Origin of the sequence: Acidaminobacter sp., assembly GCF_030247605.1 — a bacterium.
GTDB lineage: Bacteria > Bacillota > Clostridia > Peptostreptococcales > Acidaminobacteraceae > Acidaminobacter.
The window spans coordinates 1-19,338 of sequence record NZ_JAOTSB010000045.1 but is presented as its reverse complement, the minus strand read 5'-3'; the positions used below and the strand labels follow the sequence as shown (position 1 = coordinate 19,338).

The following is a 19,338-nucleotide window of genomic DNA, read 5'->3' as shown; positions in this document are numbered from 1 at the left end:
CACTGATCCTGAAACTGTATGAAGTCCCGTTTTCAAGGCCTGTGATGGTAGTGGCCGTGACTTTTCCAAGTGGACCATGAGTGAGCCAGGTTTCAGAAGAATCTGCTTTGTATTCAAGGTTGTATCCTGCGAGGTCTGCAGCAGAAACGGCCGTCCAGCCAAGTGTGACCTGCTTGTCGTTGACAGAGGTGACCTTGAGCCCAATTGGAATTGGCGGGGCAACATTGTCAAGTGGGCTTCCTTGAACAATTTCGGAATAGGGCGACCAATAACCCAGTGTGTTTTTTGCTTTTATCCGAAAGTCATACTTGACACCATTAATTAAATTGCTAATTACATAATTAGTTGAGGTTTTTGGAATTGACAAATATGACCAGGTTGTGGATGTGTTGTTTTTATATTCAAGTTGATAGCTGTATAAATCATATTCCTCGATAGGATTCCAAGATAATACAATACTTTTGTCACTGACAGAGTGAATCATCAGCCCGGTTGGTGCCGAAGGTTGTATTAATGTATATAATAGTTTCGCTGGATTTATCAATCCGTGGCCATAATATATATCAAATCCTGGTTGTCCAAGATCGATACTTGTTGTTTTAAGTAAGTTTTCAAACTTCGCTGGAGTTATACTTGGGTTAGTTGCGACTGAAAGTGCTGCTAACCCAGAAACATAGGGTGCAGAAAATGATGTGCCATCTGCGTAGACATAATCATATCCATCATCAAGCCAAGAGGATGTAGTAAAGATATCTTGGCCTGGAGCAGAAACATCAATTGCATCATTGTATTGAGAAAAATATGAATGTATTAAATTGCTATCGACTGATGCTACGCTAAGAACGCCACTATACGATGCGGGATAGAATTTCGATGAGGTGCCATCATTTCCTGCTGCTGATACAACGATACATCCTTTTGAAAGCGCATATTGGATGGCTGAGTTTTCTGCGGCAACAAAAGATGTTGATCCTAAACTTAGATTTATAACATTGCAACCCAGATCAGCAGCGTCGTAAATAGCACTGATAACATCGGAAATATATATGGAACCATCAGACCATACAACTCTTAATGGCACGATTGCTACGTTCCAGTTCATTCCTGAGATACCAATTGAATTATTTGTAGTTGCGCCGATAATTCCAGTGACGTTTGTTCCATGTCCGACAGAATCCCAGTTGCAGTATTCTTCAAATATATAATCCCAACCGTTTCGAATATCTGAGTAAACTAAATCAGGATGATTACGGTAAATACCAGAATCAATTACAGCAACATAAACTGAGTTTGAACCTGTAGAAACATCCCATGCTTTAGTCATATTTAATGCAGGGAGCGCCCATTGATAGTTGTAATAAGGATCTGAAGGTGTAATTTGAATTTGTCTCGTTTGGTCTATTTCAATTGATTCAACAATACCGGAATTTGACAATGCGAATTCATCAATATCGTTAATTGTAATTAAGAAAAGTTTTTCAGTGCTATAACCAATCATCCGGTACTCATAAGTTGATAAAAATGTAAATATTTCCTGTTGGTCAACCAAGTCATTAAACTTAACTAAGTATTTATTTTTGTTGTGATTTTGTTCGAGTGATTTTTCATTTTGATCGTTAGAGTAATCCTGCAAAGACTGTGACAGTCGATTGTTATTAAATGAAAAATTGATTGGATTTTTTGAAACCATAAGATTTTCGGTTCGCATTTTGTCATTATTTGAAAAAGGATTATTAGTGACTGTGTCGGCAAAGCTGCCAGCTAAGCATAGATAGAGAAGAAAAATGGATAAAAATAGATGAATAATAGGTCGATTTTTTTTCGTCATTTTTCATACCTTCTTTTTTGTATTTTGGATAAACAATATGACTAATAAAACATGAAAATATAAAAAATGGCACCTCGCTAAATCGAGTGTGTAACGCCGCTTTTGATTTCTATCATGATCAGTATAAATATAAAAAGAAAAATCACGGTTGCAGATTTAAAGAACATTTGTTTTTAAAAAGTGATGTTGTATAACCTGGAGGCCCCCTTTTTTTAGTTTTAAGGATTATTAAATCGGTCTATAACTATTCATACCGTTTTGAGCGATAAATATACTGTCTAATAATGTCGAATTCGGGATTGTTTCATTTTGGGGTTTTAAATAATAACATAATTCGTATGCATAAACTTTTTTTCATTGGGGGTGTCAAATTTTGGGCACCTATGACAAAATAATTATTGAAGCGAAGTTTTTAATCATTCTGGTATCACTAGCGTTGTATTAAGTTAATAGAACTGATGCTCAACTGACTATTCGATTATAAAATTCCATATTGCCTATATACAGGAAACTAATTACAGTCACTTGTTGAAATGACGATCACCTTTATTGGGTGCTCCCATTGAGCAACGATATTTTTCACATTGCTTTGGCAAATTTAGAAAAAGAGAGCGGGTATGGGTCGAGAAATTCAACTTTTACAACGGAAAACGAGATGCCCTGATGCAAGGCAACACTAAGAAGGGATCCGGTACATAGAATCTGGTACTGAGGAGCTTCTTCATTGAAGTATTTTAATGATGCCAGTGCTTTTGGCGCTTCTTGGATTTCATCGAAGATGATTAAAGTATATTAAGGATTGATTTTTGGCCTGCGTAGAGCTCCAGAACGGTTCGGTACATGGGCATCACCTCTTAGGGTTAGGTTATACTTGGCTTGCGTTATTTGCAATGAAAAAGTGTAGGACAAGTGCGAAAGTTCCAAGGAATAAATGTAGTTATAGGACAAAATATCATTTGAAAAAATGTAATCCTTCAGCTGCCAGACGTGGTTGAGAACTTTGCCGCAGAATGTAGAACTCATACTGCCAGCCGTGACAAGAGCTTTGCTCTGGTCACGGGCTGCACTGTTTTGGAATGTAGATTTTCGCTTTCAGCAGTGAGTTAAAGAGCTCTTAAGGGAGGTTTCCAAATTTACATCTCACGCTAACAGACGTGCAACCTCGCTCCGTCCTGAACCACGCTTCGCGTGATTAAGGACTGCGCTTCGGTTCCGGGCTGCGCCCTATATAAATAAAGATAACGCCACGCGTCAAAGAGCAAGCTCTCTTTATATACGGTGACCAAATTTACACCTCACAGTAACAGACGTGAGACCTCGCTCCGTCCTTTGGACTGCGCTTCGGTCACGGGCTGCGCCCTATATAAATAAAGATAACGCCGCACTTCAGAGAGCAAGCTCTCTTTATATACGGTGACCAAATTTACACCTCACAGTAACAGACGTGAGACCTCGCTCCGTCCTTTGGACTGCGCTTCGGTCACGGGCTGCGCCCTATATAAACAAAGATAACGGGGCTGTTGCAAAATAGCTCCCCCAAAAAGAATAGACAGATGGAAATCGAGTTGATGACCATCTGTCTATTTTATTGCAAAAAATGAATCAGGACCGGCTCCAAGAGCCAGTCCCGATAGGGTATAATTGATTTATGACGAACCAAATAACCCTAGATCATCATAACTCTAAAGCCCAATTTTGGCAACTGCCAATGAATTTTAGTGTGGGCACATTAATTCCAGAGGATAGCAAGGTCAGACTGGTGTGCAAAATAGTAGAGAGGATGGATTTAAGCGCAACAATAAGCACCGTGCCTCAAAAGGGCAGAAAGCCAGCCTTAGATTTTGTTAACTTCCTAAAAATTGTTCTTTTCTGTAATAGCGAAGGAAAATCATCAAATCGAAAAATTGAAGATTTTTGTGAGTATGATGTGAGAGGACACTACCTTCTTGGAGGTAGAAAAGCGCCGGATCACACCACGATCTGTCGATTTCAAAATATGCTCAATGATCATATGGCGGATTTATTGAGACAATTTGTGGAAATCCTCATTGAAGACGGGCATGTAGACCTAAAGAGTCTGTATATAGATGGGACTAAGATTGAAGCAGTCTCCAACAGATACACCTTTGTATGGCGCAAAGCTGTCGAAAAATATCAAAGCAAGTTAAAAGAACGCATGCTCAAAGAACTCGACATGCCAGAGGATAGTACGTTAAAAGAAGTCCAATCAAGGGTGTGCGTGGAGTTTAACAATATCAGAAACACATGCAGCAAGCTGAAAATTGAGTTTGTGCGTGGTGTAGGTCATCGCAAGACCGCGCAGCAACGTGAGTATGAGTACTATAAAGAGATAAAAGAAAAGTTTGAGACGTACGAAAAGCATCTTGAGGCTATGGGCACCAGAAACAGTTACTCAAAGACAGACCATGATGCAACCTTCATGCGCATGAAAGATGATCATATGCGAAATGGTCAACTTAAGCCTGCTTATAATATCCAAATGGCTTCAAGTGGCGCATTTGTCGTAGGCGTGATGGGCAGCCAGCATTCGAATGATCTGCATACACTGAAGCCTTTTCTCGAAGAACTGCTGGCGGCGTTTAGTGCTCGCATAAAAAACATCGTCACAGACGCAGGGTATGAAAGCGCAGAAAACTACGCTTATCTAGCCAGAAAAGGATTGAAAGCATACATTAAACCGGCAAATCATGAGACGAAAGACACAAAAAAAGTCAGAGAAGACATCAGTCGAAGAGAAAACATGCAATATATGGAAAATGAAGATGCCTACGTCTGCAAAGCTGGCAAAAAGCTCATCCGATGTAAAGACAGCATCAAGAAATCTGCTTCAGGCTTCGAAGACATCAACTGGGTCTACACATGCTTTGAATGCAAAGGCTGCCAATACAGTGACCAATGCATTAAAAGCCGAAAGAATCCAGATCCTGAGAAGAAGAGCCTGAAGTTCTCTCCTGCCTTTGAAGCGTTCCGTAGTCAATCCGCAGAAAATATTGCATCAGAAGAAGGCATCAACGAGAGGATTAACCGTTCCATTCAAGCGGAAGGTGTTTTTTCAAAAGTTAAAGATGGTCTCGCTTATGACCGGTTTCGACGTAAGGGCATGAAAAAAATTGTAGCGGATATGATTATGGTTGCTATGGCGATTAACCTGAACAAACTCCATAATAAAATCCAAAACAACCAAACCGGCATTATCGAGTACAAAAAAGCGGCTTAGACCAGAAACTTTAAAACATGGTGGCTAGGCTTTTTTGTCGACCCTATAATTATTGCTTATGGGTGACTCGCGTTAAAAATCAAATATCTCAAAAGCATGCAATTGCAAATAGTACATAAAAAGAGCTGCTGCAAAACTAAATTTACTAGTTTTGCAACAGCTCCGTCATCTCTGTTTATGCACATCTGTTAGCCTTCGCGGATGCACGTCTTTTAGCTATTTCGCAACATTCATAAAAAACGTAATTATCGCAGCATTCGTAAAGTTGCTGAAAAGGCCACCTATAATTGGGACTACGAAGAAGGCCAGCTTGGAGTAAGCAAACTTTTCGCTGACGGTGTTCATATTGGCCATGGAGACCGGGACGGCACCTAAGCCAAAGCCAATGTGGCCGGCGGTAATTACGGCGGAATCGAAGTTTTTGCCCATGAGTGGGAAGGTGACGTAGACAGCGAAGAGATACATGAGGACGACTTGGGCGAAGAGGAGGATGAGCAGCGGCACTGCCAGGCCGGTCAGTTCCCATAGCTTCATGGTGTAGACAGCCATGGAGACGAAGACGCCCAAGCAGACATCGCCGATAGCGTCGATTTCTTTTTCGGGAACGGTGAGTTTTTTCCAGTCCATCAGGATCCGGATGATGACGCCGCCCAGCATGCCCATGACATGGATTGGCAGTGTGACGCCAGGCATAAGTTGTTTGAAGATGATATGTAAGACGGAGCCCAGACCGAGGCCTATGAAAATGAGATAAAAGCTTCTGGATAAGACTTTGGCGTTGAAAGGGTGAACATCGGCTTGAGAAGGCTTTGCAGCTGACTTGGATTTGCTGATTGTACTTGAAGTGGTAATAGTTCCGCCTACAGCGAGGTCATAAGCGACATCTTCCTCGACTTCAACACCAAGTTCCTGTTGGACTTTTTTAGTGAACAGACCTTTCTTGAGGATCAGGCTGTTTGCGACCGGGCCGCCCATGATGGAGCCTGAAACTAGTCCAAAAGTTGCGGCGGCAACGGCGACGGTCATTGCGCCGGCGAAGCCAAGTTCTTCAGCGATTGGGGCAAAAGCGGCTGCGTTGCCATGGCCGCCGGTCATTGGAATGGAGCCCGTCATCAGCGCGATCATAGGTTCAACATTGAGGATATTCGCAAGGCTGATAGCAAGAACGTTTTGAAGTGCAGCCAGCACCGCAGCTAGTCCAAGGAAAATGACAATGAGCTTGCCGCCTCTTTTCAGCAAATACATGCTGGCGCCGTAGCCGCTGGCGGTGAAAAACAAGTTCATGAAAAACTGCTGGAGGGAGGTGTTGAATTCGAACTCGACTATGCCAGACTGTCTGAGCGCCAGCGCCAGTCCGGAAAATAGCAATCCGCCTACGACAGGACCAGGAATGCGATACTTCGTGAAAAATTTTGTCTTACTTTTGATATAGGTGCCTAATAACAAGAGCAGGACAGCAATGAACAGCGTTTGGGTCGAGTCAACAGGAATTACTAACATGGACGTCACCTCGCAATTTTTTTGGTATAACATTTGAGGCAGCAGTGGGGGACTTGCAAGAATCAGGACAGCTTATCCTTGGATTCTTCGATCAGTAGTCCGTTCTCGGGAAGGGCTTCCAGATTTGCAATCATGTGTTTGAGGATTTCGACACAATCGGCAACGACTTTGTAGTGGGCGACGCTGAAAATTGGCGCTTCCGGATCGGTGTTGACGGCAATGATGGTCTTAGCGCCGCCGATACCGGCCAGGTGCTGAATTGCGCCGGAGATGCCAAAGGTGATGAGGAGCTTCGGTGACACGGTGGAGCCAGTCTGGCCAACCTGGTTCTGGTACTCGCTCCAGCCTATGTCCACAAGAGGACGGGAGACGCCTACGACACCGCCCATGAGCTCAGCGAGTCGCTTGACGAGTTCCATGTTTTTCTGGGAACCAATGCCTTTGCCGGCGGAGATAATGATGTCCGCGTCTACAATGGTGTTGACGTGAGCGGCGATGACCTGTTCCAGGAGCTCGATGGAGGCGGTTTTGGACGCATCTTGATCAGGATAGTCGACCCTGATGATTTCGCCGGTGTGCGTCACATCGCAGGGTTGAACCTGCATAATCCCAGGGCGAACGGTGGCCATTTGAGGGCGGTGGTTCGGGCAGATGATGGTGGCCATGAGGTTGCCGCCAAAGGCTGGACGGGTTTGGTTGAGAAGGCCTTTGACCGGATCTATTTCAAGGATGGTGCAGTCGGCGGTGAGGCCGGTTTGACGTCTGGCTGCGATCCGTGGCGCTATGGATCTGCCAAAGCCTGTGGCGCCAAAGAGGAGGATTTCGGGTTTGCGTTCCTGGATCAGTTGGTCGAAGAGGTCTATGTAATTTTCACCAATTTGGGTGTCCAGGAGAGGGTGCTCGCAGAGAAGGACTTCATCGGCACCATAAGCGATCAGTGATTGGGCTTCATTGGCAACGTCATTTCCAAAGAGCAGGGCGGTCAGCTTGCAGCCTTTCTGCTTAGCGAGTTCCTGGCCCTTGCCCAGGAGCTCGTAGGCCACTTGGAGGATTTTGCCCTGCTGCTGCTCTGCGTAAATCCAGATGCCGTGATAGGCAGAGAGGTCCTCTTTAGGGGCCGCTTGCTTTTCAATGGAAATCGCTTTGAAGGGGCAACTGTCCAGGCACATGCCGCACAGGAAGCAGGCTTCGTTCACGACGGCCTTTTTATTCTGAATAGCGAGGGCGTCAGCGGCGCAGGTTTTGACGCAAAGGCCGCAGCCCACACATTTGTCCTGATGGATTTTTAAGCCAGTCATCTTAAATCACCTCGCTATAGATGTTGAGTATATCTTCCGCCAGTTGGCTTTCGTCGCCTTCTAGGACAATGGCTTCCCGGATCCGCTGTGGGACATAAGTTCTGACGACTTGAGTCGGGGAACCGTTTAAGCCTATTCGGGCAGGATCTGCTGAGAGATCTGCGGCGGTTTTAGACTCAAAAGGGGAGTCCAGGCTGTAGAGAATGCCCGGCAGTGAGGACATGCGCGGCATGTTGAGGTCCTTGACCACGGTCAGCAGGGCAGGGAGTGTGACTTTTAGCCGCTGGTAGCCGTTATCCGTAGCTTTTCGGCAGAGGACGGTCTGTTCGTCAATGGCGTCGATCGCTAAAACGTCCGTGACATGGGGTAGGCCAAGTTGCTCCGCCAGTTCGGGACCGATTTGGGCAGTGTCGCCATCCACAGCCATCTTGCCGCAGAGGATGAGGTCCACACCGCCGAGCTCGCGTATGCCAAGGGACAGTGTGTAGGAGGTGGCCAGGGTATCCGCCCCGGCGAAGCTGCGGTCCGAAAGGAGCAGAGAGCGGTCGGCGCCCCGGCTGGTGGCGTCCCTGAGGAGTCGCTCTGTGGCCGGGATGCCCATGCTGAGGGCTATGACCTCGCCTCCGAGATGATCCTTAATCTGTACCGCTTGTTCCAGGGCGTAAGTGTCGAAGGGATTGGTGACGGATTGCTTGCCGTCCCGGATGATGGTGTTGGTGACCGGGTCCATGTGGACTTCGTTGGTGGAGGGCACTTGCTTGATGCAGACGGCAATTTTCATTGTGACACCTCTCCTTTCACGGGTTCAATCATATTGCCGGCACCCAGCAGGCCTTTCGGATCGAAGTATTGCTTCAGCCTGGCCATTTCTTCGATGGCCTCCTGACCGTACATAACCTCCAGGTATTTTGCCTTTAGTTTGCCGACGCCGTGCTCCGCGGAAACCGCGCCGCCCAGCCGGGTCACTTCAGCCGCCCACTCGTCGTAGAGGGCTTTGCCTTTTTTGTAGTCCTCGTCGTCCCGCGGCAGGATGTTGACGTGGAGGTGGTTGTTGCCCACGTGGCCCCAGATGGCCGACTCCAGGTTTCGCTCCGCCAGCATGCGGTGGTACATGGCCATGATCTGCTTCAGATGCTGATCCGGCACCGACATGTCCGTCCCCAGCTTCGTGATCATAGGGTTGGTCTTCTTTCGCTGGTCGATCACCATGTTGACGCTTTCCGGCACCGCGTGCCTGAAAAACAGGAGGCGGTCCCGGTCCGACTCGTTCCTGGCGACCCAGGTGTCGTTGGGGTTTGCGCCTGCCTTTTCAAGGAGTTGGCCGATGGTCTTGAGACCCTCCACCGCATCCGTCTCCTCCTGGCAGTGCAGCTCAACATAGATTGCAGTATTGACGTGATCCGGCAGGATTGGAAGCTTCGAGAAGCCAGGATTGTGCTTCTTCTGATATCTTAGAATATCCAGCGCGTGACCGTCGAAGTATTCCACGGACGCCAGCTGGTTCATGGTGTCTCTGGCGGAGATGACGAAGTCCAGGGCGGCGGCTTCTTCGCTGAAGAAGCAGGTGATGCCCCAAACGGTCTGAGGCAGGGGCTGCAGTCTGAGCTCCACTTCGGTGACGATGCCCAGGGTGCCGTCTGAGCCAATGAAGAGGTCGACCGCGTCCATATGGTCTTCTATGTAATAGCCGGAAGCGTTTTTGGTTTTTGGCATGATATAGGTTGGGAGGTCGACTGTGATCTGATTGCCCTGAAGGGTCGGAAAGCTGAGGGTTCTGCCGCTGGCTGTGTAGTCGCCCCGCTTCAGCGCGGCGATTTGACCGTCGTGGAGGACGACTCTGAGGCCGCTGATGTGATCCCGGGTTGGGCCATAGAGGTAGCTTCTGGCGCCGGATGCGTTGCAGGCTACCATGCCGCCTATAGTCGCGGAGCTTTCCGTAGGATCCGGGCTGAAGAAGAGGGCCGGTTCGTCCTTAAAGGCTTCGAAGGCTTGTTGGGACTCGTTAGTCCAGTCCGCGGTGTCGAACTTTTTCTGCTCGATCCTTTTGCGGAGCTGGGAGAGGATGGTGCCGGCTTCGACGGTGATGTGGAAGTGACCATCGGCAGACTGTCTTATGCCTTTGATGTGATCCATTTTGGAGAGGTTCAGGATATGACCGCCCCGTGGGACGGCGCCAGCTGCGAGACCGGTCCTGGCGCCCTGAACGGTGATGGGTGTGCCCTGGGCGTACAGCGTTTTGAGAAGGGATGCAACCTCGTATTCGTTTTTAGGAAAGGAGATGCTGTCCGCCTGGCCGATAGCCCTGGACTCATCCCTGAGATAATCCGTGTAATCGTCATGCATGGGTTTGATCAGATTCAGATCCATGATGTGCCTCCTTGTCTTTGGCGCTTTATGTGTGCAGGTGGGCCTGTACAATTCGAATTGTCAGAAAGTTTGAACTATTTCTGATAGGATTAGTATATGCTCAAAGAAAAGCGGTTTCTATCGATATTTTGACTTATAGTTTGCGTATCTTGCTATTTGTATGCCATTATGATAGTTTATTGTATGAAGATTGTATGAGGTGACGTGCATGAATATAGATTTTGAATTGAATTTGAATCATGACCGGGAGTGGCAGATGCATTCCCATCACTTTCATGAGGGCTATGAGATCCTGCTGTCGCTGTCCGACGCGGGCAGTATTTTTATTGAGAATACTTTGTATCCTTTGAACAGAGGGACGCTGATTTTGATTCGGGACACGGCGCTGCACAGGACAATCGCCGCTGGGTGCGATTCTTACAGCCGCTATGTGCTGCATTTTGACAGGTCTGCTTTGGAGCGAATCTCGACGCCGCAGACGGATTTTTTGTCGCAGTTTATTCTAGAAAATAGGTGCGTTCAGCTGGATTCTGGGGAGCTGGATGCGCTGCTGCCGTATTTTGAGGCGTGTCAGAAGGTCCGGACGGGGGAGTTTGGGGAAGATCTTCAGAAGATCATGGCTTTTGTGGGTCTGTTGATTCGAGCGCATAAGCTGTTTTTGACGAAGTCACCTTCTGATCATTCGAGGAATACCGACTTTGGAAAGGTTGAGCCGATCATTCAATACATCCAGCGACATTTGGGGGAGTCCTTGAAGCTGGAGGAGATTGCGGATCACTTTTTTATCAATAAGTACCACCTGTGTCATAGCTTCAAAGCGGTGACGGGGTTTTCGGTGGGAGAATACATCATTCACAACCGGGTGATGAAGGCGCGGGCCCTGCTGAGGGGCGGGCATAGTGTCCAGGCGGCGGGCGAGTTGTCGGGCTTTCAGAACAACGCGCATTTTATAAGGACCTTTGGGAAGCTGTCCGGGATGTCGCCGGGGAAGTACAGGAAGGCGTTTGTGGGGCGGGGGAAAGAGGCGGAATTGAGTTGAGTGTCTGACACCAAATCAAGATGGGTGACAGGCACTCAACTGAAACTGGGGACTGACACCAAACTCAAACTGGTGCCAGAGCATTGTAATATTTCTGTAACATAGAAAAAAGCTTTGCAGATAACTGGTTGATGTCAAAGTGAGATCAACGAGCATTTGCAAAGCTTTTCTTGGTTTTTTGTCTTTCATTAAGTTTTAGGCTACACGACTATGTCACTCGTCTGTGGTTCCCCCGTGCAGCAACTAAGCAATTCTTCCTCAGAATCCCCAGTCAGCATCAACACATCCCCGGGCCTCACCACAGTGGCGCCGCGGGGGGTGATGACTTCTTCGCCGCGCTTCACCATGACAATCAGGATAGACATGGGGATGCCCAGATCCATGATGGGCTTGTTGGCGAAGGCGCTGTTCGCGGTGATGGGCAGCTCCAGGATCTTGTTGTGGATCTCGCCGGCGTAGTCGGTAAAGGTCTTGAGGACAGAGTCGTTGGGGGCGATCAGATCCAGCTTCACGGCCATCTGGCTCATGAAGCTGCCCTGGATGAGGACGGACAGCATGGCCACGAAAAAGACCGTATGAAAGATGAGGTTAGCCGATGGTAACCCTAGTGACAGCGGATACGTGGCAAACACAATGGACGCCGCACCCCTCAGGCCTGCCCAAGAGACGAAGGCCTGATGCCGCAGGGAGTAGCCGAAAGGTGTCAGGATGACAGCAACGGCAATAGGACGCGCCACCAGAATCAGAAAGACCGCGACCGCGAGGCCGACCAGCGCCACCTGCGGAAACGTGGACGGATTGACCAGAAGCCCCAGGGTGAAGAACAGGACGATCTGCATGAGCCAGGAGATGCCATCGAAGAACCGAACCAGGCTGATTTTGTGGACAATGGGGCTGTTCCCCACGATCAGGCCCATGAGGTAGACGGATAAGAAGCCGTTGCCGCCCAGGGTTTCAGAAGCGGCGAAGGTGGCGATCACGAAGCCAAAGGTCAGGATAGGGTAGAGGCCGTCAATATCCAGCTGGATCTTGCGCAGGGAGAGGGCGGCCAGCTTGCCCAAAGCGGCGCCTATGAGGACACCGTAGACGATCTGTTTTATGAGCATGGCGGCCGGAAAGCCGTTACCGGAGGACATGATGACGCTGAGAGTCAGGATGGTGAGCATGTAGGCGAAGGGATCGTTGCTGCCGCTCTCGATTTCCAGCATAGGCGCCAGCCGGTCTTTTAGGTTGAGTTTTTTGGAACGCAGGATGGAGAAGACGGAGGCTGCGTCGGTGGAAGCTATGACCGATCCCAGCAGAAAGCCCTCGATTAGGGAGAGGTTGGTGATGTAATAGACGAAGACGCCCACGAGTCCCGCGGTGATGACCACTCCGAGGGTAGAGAGAAGCAGGGCTTTGACCGCGACGGGTTTGGCGGTGTTCCAGTTGGTGTCGAAGCCGCCGGTGAACATAATCATAATGAGACCGAGGACGGAGATATTGCGGGCGAGTGTGGCGTTGCTGAATTGGATGTTCCCGGGACCATCGGCACCAAAAAACATGCCTATGGAGAGGAAGATCAGCAGGGTCGGGATCCCGAAGCGGTAAAGGATCTTACTGGAGAAGGCGCTGGCGAGAAGGACGAAGGCGGCGAGGAGCAGCAGCTGGTTTAAGTTCAGAACCTGGAATTGGGGCAAAGGCTGAACCTCCTTTCGAGTGGGCCATTAGTCAAGTTTACATTAATTATACCCAAAGATTGAGGATGGGAGCGCTAGGAATTTTATGACAATCACATTACAATTCCAACTAAAACCGTTGGAATTGTTTCGGGACTGCTTTTGCGGGTATTATGTTATTAACGGTTTTATTCTCCAAAAAAGACAACAAATGAGCTCTTAGATTTAAGGAGGAACTGAAAATGTTGAGATATGCGCTTATTTTCCTAGTTGTTGCAATCATTGCCGGGTTTTTGGGTTTTGGCGGGATTGCTGGCACGGCTACAGGAATAGCAAAAATATTGTTCTTTGTTTTCCTCGTGCTCTTCGCCATTTCACTGCTTACAGGGAAGAAGCGGTTTTAAAGTGGGATGCTGATGGCGTCCGCACGTATGACTTGCTGTGAGATAGAAGTGTAAATGAGGCGCCCTGAACTTTAGGGCGCTTTTTAAGTTATGTTGGTGATGCAATGTTACAATCATGTTACCGTACCTGACCCCGAGTCAGAAGTTGTCCGCGCGGCCTGAAGCCTATTGCCCCCAACTTGCAACTGACTCATAAATCTCAATTCCTCCTTGCCAAGGGCGGTTTAATTTCCTACAATTGAAGGTAGAGTAATCTAACTATTAATCCAACTATTATCGAGGATCATTTTCAGAGGAAAGGAGCGCCTTGAAGCCAATGAGTGAAACCCAAAAAGTCAGACTCTGGACCCGTCAGGACATCAAAAGCCTTGAGGAACTGAAAAAACACGGTGTGATCCGCATCAAGAGCGACCACCTCGAGGAAAAGTTTGATGCCATTTCGGGCTATATCATCAAGCTCTACAAATGGTTTGTCAACGCCGCTGACCAGCGAAACCCCAAGCCGTCGGACGTCGAGTTCCCGGTCTGGTGCTCCATCAGCGAGGAAAATATGCTTCGGCCTACTGAGGACACCGTGGTCTATGTCCTGGAGGTCGACCCCTCGGAAATCATCTATTTCGACGGGGTGAAGTGGGACCACGTCCTCAATCACCTGTACATTCCAAAGGACCAGGCGGACGAAGAGGCTTACAAAAAAGAAATGGCCAGCCGCGGCCACACCAACCTGTTCGTCTTTCTGGATGAGGCGACCGCCCATTTTTATCCGAGGGAGCGCAAGCAAGTCATGGACAGCTGGATCCGCATCTTCGACATAGATGAGTGGAACATCTTCAGGGTCCAGGCGAACCTCTGGGAAATCCGGCAGGACATGGTCGTCGACATCCTTTACGCAGAATAACGGCACCACCGCACCGCAGATTATAGTCAGTACCAGGAGGTAAGTCGTGAAACCAGTTCATTTAAATCACCAAAAAATAAAAAAGGCCGCCATGGCCTTAACCTTCATCTTAGGGCTTTTTCTGCCGATGGTCACCCTCCCAGCCCCCAGCTTCACCCAGTCGGTTTTGACGGAAGTCTCATTGGAAGCGTCAACAGCGACGATTCCAGCCTTTGAGCTCATCACCCGCGTCGAAGCGGACTACCTGCGCCTTGAGGATCTCGCCCGCATCCCGGGTCTGACCCTGACAACGCATCCCAGCCGGGACCTCAAGACACTGAAAATTGGGACTCAGCAGTTCTTCATAATGCCCTCCACGGACGGCCGGCTCAACGTGCTGGACGCGACCGGGCGGGAGACCTGGCACAGTGCCTTCCGGGAGAACGGCGCAGATTATGTGGAGCGGGACTTTCTGGTGACTATCGGCCAAAGCGCGCTTTTGGAGAAGCCGGCTAACGGGACGCCGGAGCACGAGCACTCTGCTGCCACGGCAAACAGTGAACCGGAACTCGCCGCGCCGTTGCTAGCCAGTGCAGAAAATAGTCTGCCGATGGTCCCTTCCGCCAACACCCCCGCCGAAAATGAAGGCCAAGCCGCAATTACAACCAATGCGGCGGAAGCCGTCACCGCACCTGCAGACATCCCAGTGCTGTGCTACCATCATCTTCTCCTCGAGGCGGAAATGTCGCCTCTTCAGAAGATCAACGCGGCCATCGTCTCCGTAGAGAAGTTCGAGCGCGACATGGCCTACCTGAAATCGAAGGGCGTCACGACGCTGACCATGGCGCAGCTGCAGGCCCACCTCAAGGGGACCTGGACAGCGCCGGAGAACAGTGTGGTCATCACGTTTGACGACGGTTACCAAAGCGTCTACCGCTACGCCTACCCTATTCTGAAGAAGTATGGCTTCACGGCGTCTATGTTCGTGGTCACCGGTACGGTAGAGGCGGCGCCAGTGGCGTGGGATCCATCTCAAACGGTGAAGATTTCCTGGGCGGAGATGAACAAGGCGAAGAACGTCTTCGAGTATCACCCCCACAGCCACGCCCTCCATGGCCTGAGCAGCAGCGGCGTGCCGCTGGCCCTGGCCCTTGACGAGATCTCGCTGAAGGCAGATCTTCAGATGGCGACAGGACTGCTGACGGACAAGGGTTTCAACAAGACGAGAGTTTACGCGCATCCTTACGGCGTCCATGATGCCAGAGCAGACCAGGTGCTGAACGGCTTTGGCTATGTCATGGCCTTCGCTCTTGGCGACGCACCGGCCAGCGCCTCTGACGTACCTTTTGCCCTGAAGCGTTATGGAGTTTTTCCATATACGGGGACGGGGAGTTTTGATAGGATGTTGGAGAGATAGGAACTAAGGCATGGTAGGTGACAGGACCAGACTGAGGCGGCTGCCATTGGTGTGGCGCCTGTCACCTTTTTGGAAGGAAGACGGTGTCAGACACCCGCTTCCCACGGGAAGTGGGCGTCTGACACTGTCTTCCAACCTTTCATCATTTCACTTAACGTAAGGGGGGAAGTTCGTTGATCAGGAATCTAAAGTTCACGAAGGCCTTCCTTGTTTTGTTTTTTGTCTTTTTTCTATATGCGCTTTCTGTGGTCAACCTTGCCATCGCCCAACCTTCCTACGCCGTCGAAGGTCCAACCAATGACGTTATCCGGGTCGCGGGTGACATAAATTATCCGCCCTACGAATTTCTCGATCAGAATGGGGTTTATCGAGGCTTTAACGTCAACATGCTTAACGCGGTATTCCTTGAGCTGGAAATGGACTTTGAGCTGATCCCCATGAAGTGGGAAGAGGCTCAGCAGGCCCTGCGCAGGGGTGAGGTGGACATGATCCAGGGGATGATCCGAACACCGGAGCGAGAAGGCTATTATCTGTTTTCTGAGCCGCTCGTCACCAACGGCCAGGCCATCTTTGTGCGCAAGGACAATCAGTTTATCTCAGCCCTTGAGGACCTTAAGGGCAGGACGGTAACCTATCAGCTTGGAGATGTGGCTGAAGAGATCCTGGGCTGGGAACCTGGGGTCGACGCACTGGGCTTCGCAGACCAGGAGCGGGCTCTGGCGGATGTGTTGAACGGCCATGCAGACGCCTTTGTAGGCAACCGATTGACGGCCATCTATTACCTGCAGAAGATGCGGCGTCTGGAAGACATAAAAATTGTAGGGGAACCCATGGCTGTAACAGATTATTGCATGGCCGTGAATCCAGACCATCCTGAACTTCTCGAAAAACTTAATGGCGCTATTAAGCGCGTTAAGGAGAGTGGCGTTTATGACCAGATTTACAAAAAGTGGTTTGGAGAACAGCTGGTGGACTACGGGATCACCCTGGACCAGGCCAAGCGGATCTTTTATTTGCTCCTCGGGATTATGAGCCTTTCCATTTTCGCCGCTTTGGTCGTGCGCCAGTGGAATGCGAAGCTGACCAAGGAAGTCCTCTTCCAGACGGAGAAAATCAGGTCTCAGGAAGCTGCGATCCGCCAGTATGACAAGATGCAGACCGTTGGCAATCTGGCGGCAGGGATCGCCCATGAACTCCGTAATCCGCTTACTTCCATCAAGACGCTGTCCGAGCTCGTGCCGCTGAAGCGCGACAACGACCGCTTTATTGAGGAATTCAAGGAAATTGTACCTTCGGAGATCGCGCGGATGGACCAGCTCATCACGGATTTGCTGGATTACGCGCGGCCAAAGGTGCCGGAGCCCAGGGAGATCGACCTGGTCAGCCTGGTGGAGAACCTTGAACGCCTTGTAAGGCCGCGGAGTGAGGGTGGGAGCGTGACCATCGGCCACCGTCTTGAGGCTCTGTGGGTGTATGCGGACCCGAACCAGCTAAAGCAGATTCTGCTGAACCTGATTCTCAACAGCCTGGACGCAATTGCGGGTATGGGCGAGGGTGCGGGCAGTGTGAGGCAGGGGCGGATCGAGATCACTAGCACGCTGATGGGCGAACGTGGCGTGGTGGAGCTGGTGGTTTCAGACAATGGGCCGGGCATGACCGGGGACGAGGCGGCGCGGGCGTTTGAGCCCTTTGTGACCTCCAAGCGCGGCGGGTACGGCTTAGGTCTGCCGATGGTCGAGCAGCTCATCCGCGAGAACAACGGGACGATTTTGGTGGACAGCACACCGGGTGCTGGAACGCGCATTGTGATGGAACTGCCGGCGTTTGAGGAGAGGGGGAGTCGGATTTGAAGCGCATATTGATCGTGGACGACGAGCGGACGATTCTGACGGCGCTCCGCTACGCGCTGGAGGATCTTTACGAGATTGACGTGGCGGACAACGCGGAAACGGCGTTTGAGATTTTGGAAGCGCACTCAGTGGATTTGGTGCTGCTGGATCAGCGGCTCGGGGACGTGGACGGGCTGGACGTGATTCGGTCGCTGCACGCTAGGAAACCGGAGGTCATGATCATTGCCATGACGGCCTATGGCAGCATTGAGGCATCGATCAAGGCCATGCAGAGCGGGGCGTATCACTATGTGACGAAGCCCCTGGATATTCAGAGCTTGACAGTGATGATCAACAAAGCGCTGGAATTCAGGAGCGGCGGGGCTGGCGGGATGGGCGGCGCCGGGATGCAGGGCGGCTCTGGCGGGCCGGAGGACTCCAGGATGCTCATTGCGGACAGCGCGGCTATGCGGTATGTGTTTGATGTGATCGACCGGGTCAAGGACCTGGACATCAATGTGCTGATTACCGGGGAAAGTGGAACGGGCAAAGAGCTGATCGCCCGGGCGATCCATGAGCGCAGCAACCGGGCTAAGCACAGCTTTCAGGCGCTGAACTGTGCGGCGATTCCTTTGAATCTGCTGGAAAGTGAGCTCTTTGGTTATGAGAAGGGCGCTTTTACGGGCGCCCATCAGAAGGTCAAAGGCAAGTTTGAGCTGGCGCATCAGGGGTCCATTTTTCTGGATGAGATAGGGGACCTGGATTTGTCACTGCAGGCGAAGCTGCTCAGGGTGATCCAGGAGAAGAAGGTGACGCCGCTGGGCAGTGAGAAGTCCATAGATGTGAATTTTCGATTGATCACGGCCACGAACCGGAATTTGGCGGAGTCGGTGCGCAAGGGGCAGTTCAGGGAAGATCTGTTTTTCCGGCTGAATGTGGTGGCCATTGAGGTGCCGCCCCTTCGGAAACGGAAAGAGGATATTCCGCTGCTGTGCCAGCACTTTTTGAAGCTGTATTCGGAGCGGTTTGGCAAAGTGGTTTCAGGGATTTCAGCGACGGCAATTGAGGCGCTTGAAGCCTATGACTTTCCGGGGAATGTCCGGGAGCTGCAGAATATTGTCGAGCGGGCTGTGGCGCTGTCCATAGATCCCATCATTCAGCTGGCGGATCTGCCGGGGGATATCACGGGGATCTCGGTGTATAAGTCCTCACGGGAGCTGGTGCCGGTGTATGTGGGCGAGCGCCTGGACGAGGTGGAGCGGCGGCTGATTGAGGCGACGCTTTTGTACTGTGAGGGGAATCGCCGGAGGACGGCAAACCTGCTGGGGCTGAGTGAGCGGCATCTTTACAACAAGATTAAGGAGTTTGGGCTTGGGGAAGGGTAGGGGCGTCAAGACTATTTAAAAGTGAAGATGTAGATAGGCTTTTAGGCGGCGACTTTCTGAATGAAGAAACTGGTGTCTACCCTAAGTGAAACTATTAGATAAGATGAACCTTTTTAATGAGTAGGTTCATCTTTTTTTGTTGGGAAGAACAGATCTAGTGCCCTGTAAATTCTAAAACTATAACATCCAACAGCGGAAAAATTACGCAGCGCAAGGCGGAGAAAGCAGCGGTACTAAGCAGTATCGCGGATGACGACAACGCAGCAATGAGTGATTTTAACCTGTTGAATGTCAAGTTTTAGTGTTTACAGAGTACCAGTATTTACTCGATACTTGAAATTCTACATTAAGATGGGTTATTAAAAATCATTAATTTACATAAATCAGTTTTAATAATATGTAATTTGATGATTTTATTTGACTAGAATTCGTTTCGGGGGTAAGATAATATCATTAATAAACATAAAAAAAATATAAAACTATGTAATTTGGTGATCA

14 protein-coding genes are annotated in these 19,338 nt (G+C 49.8%); 7 read left to right on the top strand and 7 right to left on the bottom strand.

The features are described from left to right. Together OEL90_RS14315 and OEL90_RS15205 are read right to left on the bottom strand one after the other, a co-directional pair. The coding region (locus OEL90_RS14315) for a S8 family serine peptidase (protein WP_300689680.1) at nt 1-1,828 on the bottom strand (1,828 nt) is incomplete at its 3' end. A 579-nt stretch (nt 1,829-2,407) separates the two neighbouring features. Beyond that, nucleotides 2,408-2,608 carry an AAA family ATPase gene (locus OEL90_RS15205; protein WP_349254564.1) on the bottom strand — a complete coding sequence of 67 codons (201 nt, stop codon included), beginning with the start codon at nt 2,606-2,608 and terminating at the stop codon, nt 2,408-2,410. 868 nt (nt 2,609-3,476) lie between these two features. On the opposite strand from OEL90_RS15205, the gene OEL90_RS14305 reads away from it, so the two are divergent. Next, nucleotides 3,477-5,066: an IS1182 family transposase gene (locus OEL90_RS14305; RefSeq protein ID WP_300689678.1), complete on the top strand. Its 1,590-nt coding sequence runs from the start codon at nt 3,477-3,479 to the stop codon at nt 5,064-5,066. Nucleotides 5,067-5,282: 216 nt separating this feature from the next. Here OEL90_RS14305 and OEL90_RS14300 read toward each other — a convergent pair whose 3' ends face one another. From OEL90_RS14300 to OEL90_RS14285, 4 genes are all read right to left on the bottom strand, one after another. Beyond that, a complete protein-coding gene (locus tag OEL90_RS14300) occupies nt 5,283-6,566 on the bottom strand; it encodes a sodium/glutamate symporter (RefSeq protein WP_300689675.1) in 1,284 nt (427 codons plus the stop codon). Nucleotides 6,567-6,628: 62 nt separating this feature from the next. Beyond that, nucleotides 6,629-7,864, bottom strand: a complete 1,236-nt coding sequence (locus OEL90_RS14295; protein ID WP_300689673.1) for an electron transfer flavoprotein subunit alpha — start codon at nt 7,862-7,864, stop codon at nt 6,629-6,631. Between the two features lies 1 nt (nt 7,865). After that, entirely contained in the window at nt 7,866-8,645 is a 780-nt protein-coding gene (locus tag OEL90_RS14290; protein WP_300689671.1) for an electron transfer flavoprotein subunit beta/FixA family protein, read from the bottom strand. Next, nucleotides 8,642-10,231: an FAD-binding oxidoreductase gene (locus OEL90_RS14285; RefSeq protein WP_300689669.1), complete on the bottom strand. Its 1,590-nt coding sequence runs from the start codon at nt 10,229-10,231 to the stop codon at nt 8,642-8,644. Before OEL90_RS14285 ends, OEL90_RS14290 begins: the two co-directional genes overlap by 4 nt. Nucleotides 10,232-10,439: 208 nt before the next feature. Between OEL90_RS14285 and OEL90_RS14280 the strand changes: the two genes are divergently transcribed. Beyond that, entirely contained in the window at nt 10,440-11,270 is an 831-nt protein-coding gene (locus OEL90_RS14280; RefSeq protein WP_300689668.1) for a helix-turn-helix transcriptional regulator, read from the top strand. 200 nt (nt 11,271-11,470) lie between these two features. Here the strand turns inward: OEL90_RS14280 and OEL90_RS14275 are convergent, their stop codons facing one another. Beyond that, complete coding sequence (locus OEL90_RS14275; protein WP_291403293.1) at nt 11,471-12,949, bottom strand: potassium/proton antiporter; 1,479 nt, start codon at nt 12,947-12,949, stop codon at nt 11,471-11,473. A gap of 221 nt (nt 12,950-13,170) precedes the next feature. On the opposite strand from OEL90_RS14275, the gene OEL90_RS14270 reads away from it, so the two are divergent. The 5 genes from OEL90_RS14270 to OEL90_RS14250 all read left to right on the top strand — a co-directional run bounded on the left by OEL90_RS14270 (nt 13,171) and on the right by OEL90_RS14250 (nt 18,840). Continuing rightward, the gene (locus OEL90_RS14270) at nt 13,171-13,332 is read left to right on the top strand and encodes a DUF1328 domain-containing protein (RefSeq protein WP_291403292.1); all 162 of its coding nucleotides are present in this window, start codon (nt 13,171-13,173) and stop codon (nt 13,330-13,332) included. Nucleotides 13,333-13,648: 316 nt separating this feature from the next. Next, nucleotides 13,649-14,230, top strand: a complete 582-nt coding sequence (locus tag OEL90_RS14265; RefSeq protein ID WP_291403291.1) for a DUF3841 domain-containing protein — start codon at nt 13,649-13,651, stop codon at nt 14,228-14,230. 46 nt (nt 14,231-14,276) lie between these two features. Then, nucleotides 14,277-15,626 carry a polysaccharide deacetylase family protein gene (locus OEL90_RS14260; RefSeq protein WP_300689666.1) on the top strand — a complete coding sequence of 450 codons (1,350 nt, stop codon included), beginning with the start codon at nt 14,277-14,279 and terminating at the stop codon, nt 15,624-15,626. A 173-nt stretch (nt 15,627-15,799) separates the two neighbouring features. Continuing rightward, nucleotides 15,800-17,476, top strand: coding sequence for a transporter substrate-binding domain-containing protein (locus OEL90_RS14255; protein ID WP_300689663.1), 1,677 nt, complete (start codon nt 15,800-15,802; stop codon nt 17,474-17,476). Then, nucleotides 17,473-18,840, top strand: a complete 1,368-nt coding sequence (locus OEL90_RS14250; RefSeq protein ID WP_300689660.1) for a sigma-54-dependent transcriptional regulator — start codon at nt 17,473-17,475, stop codon at nt 18,838-18,840. Before OEL90_RS14255 ends, OEL90_RS14250 begins: the two co-directional genes overlap by 4 nt. Nucleotides 18,841-19,338 lie beyond the last annotated feature (498 nt).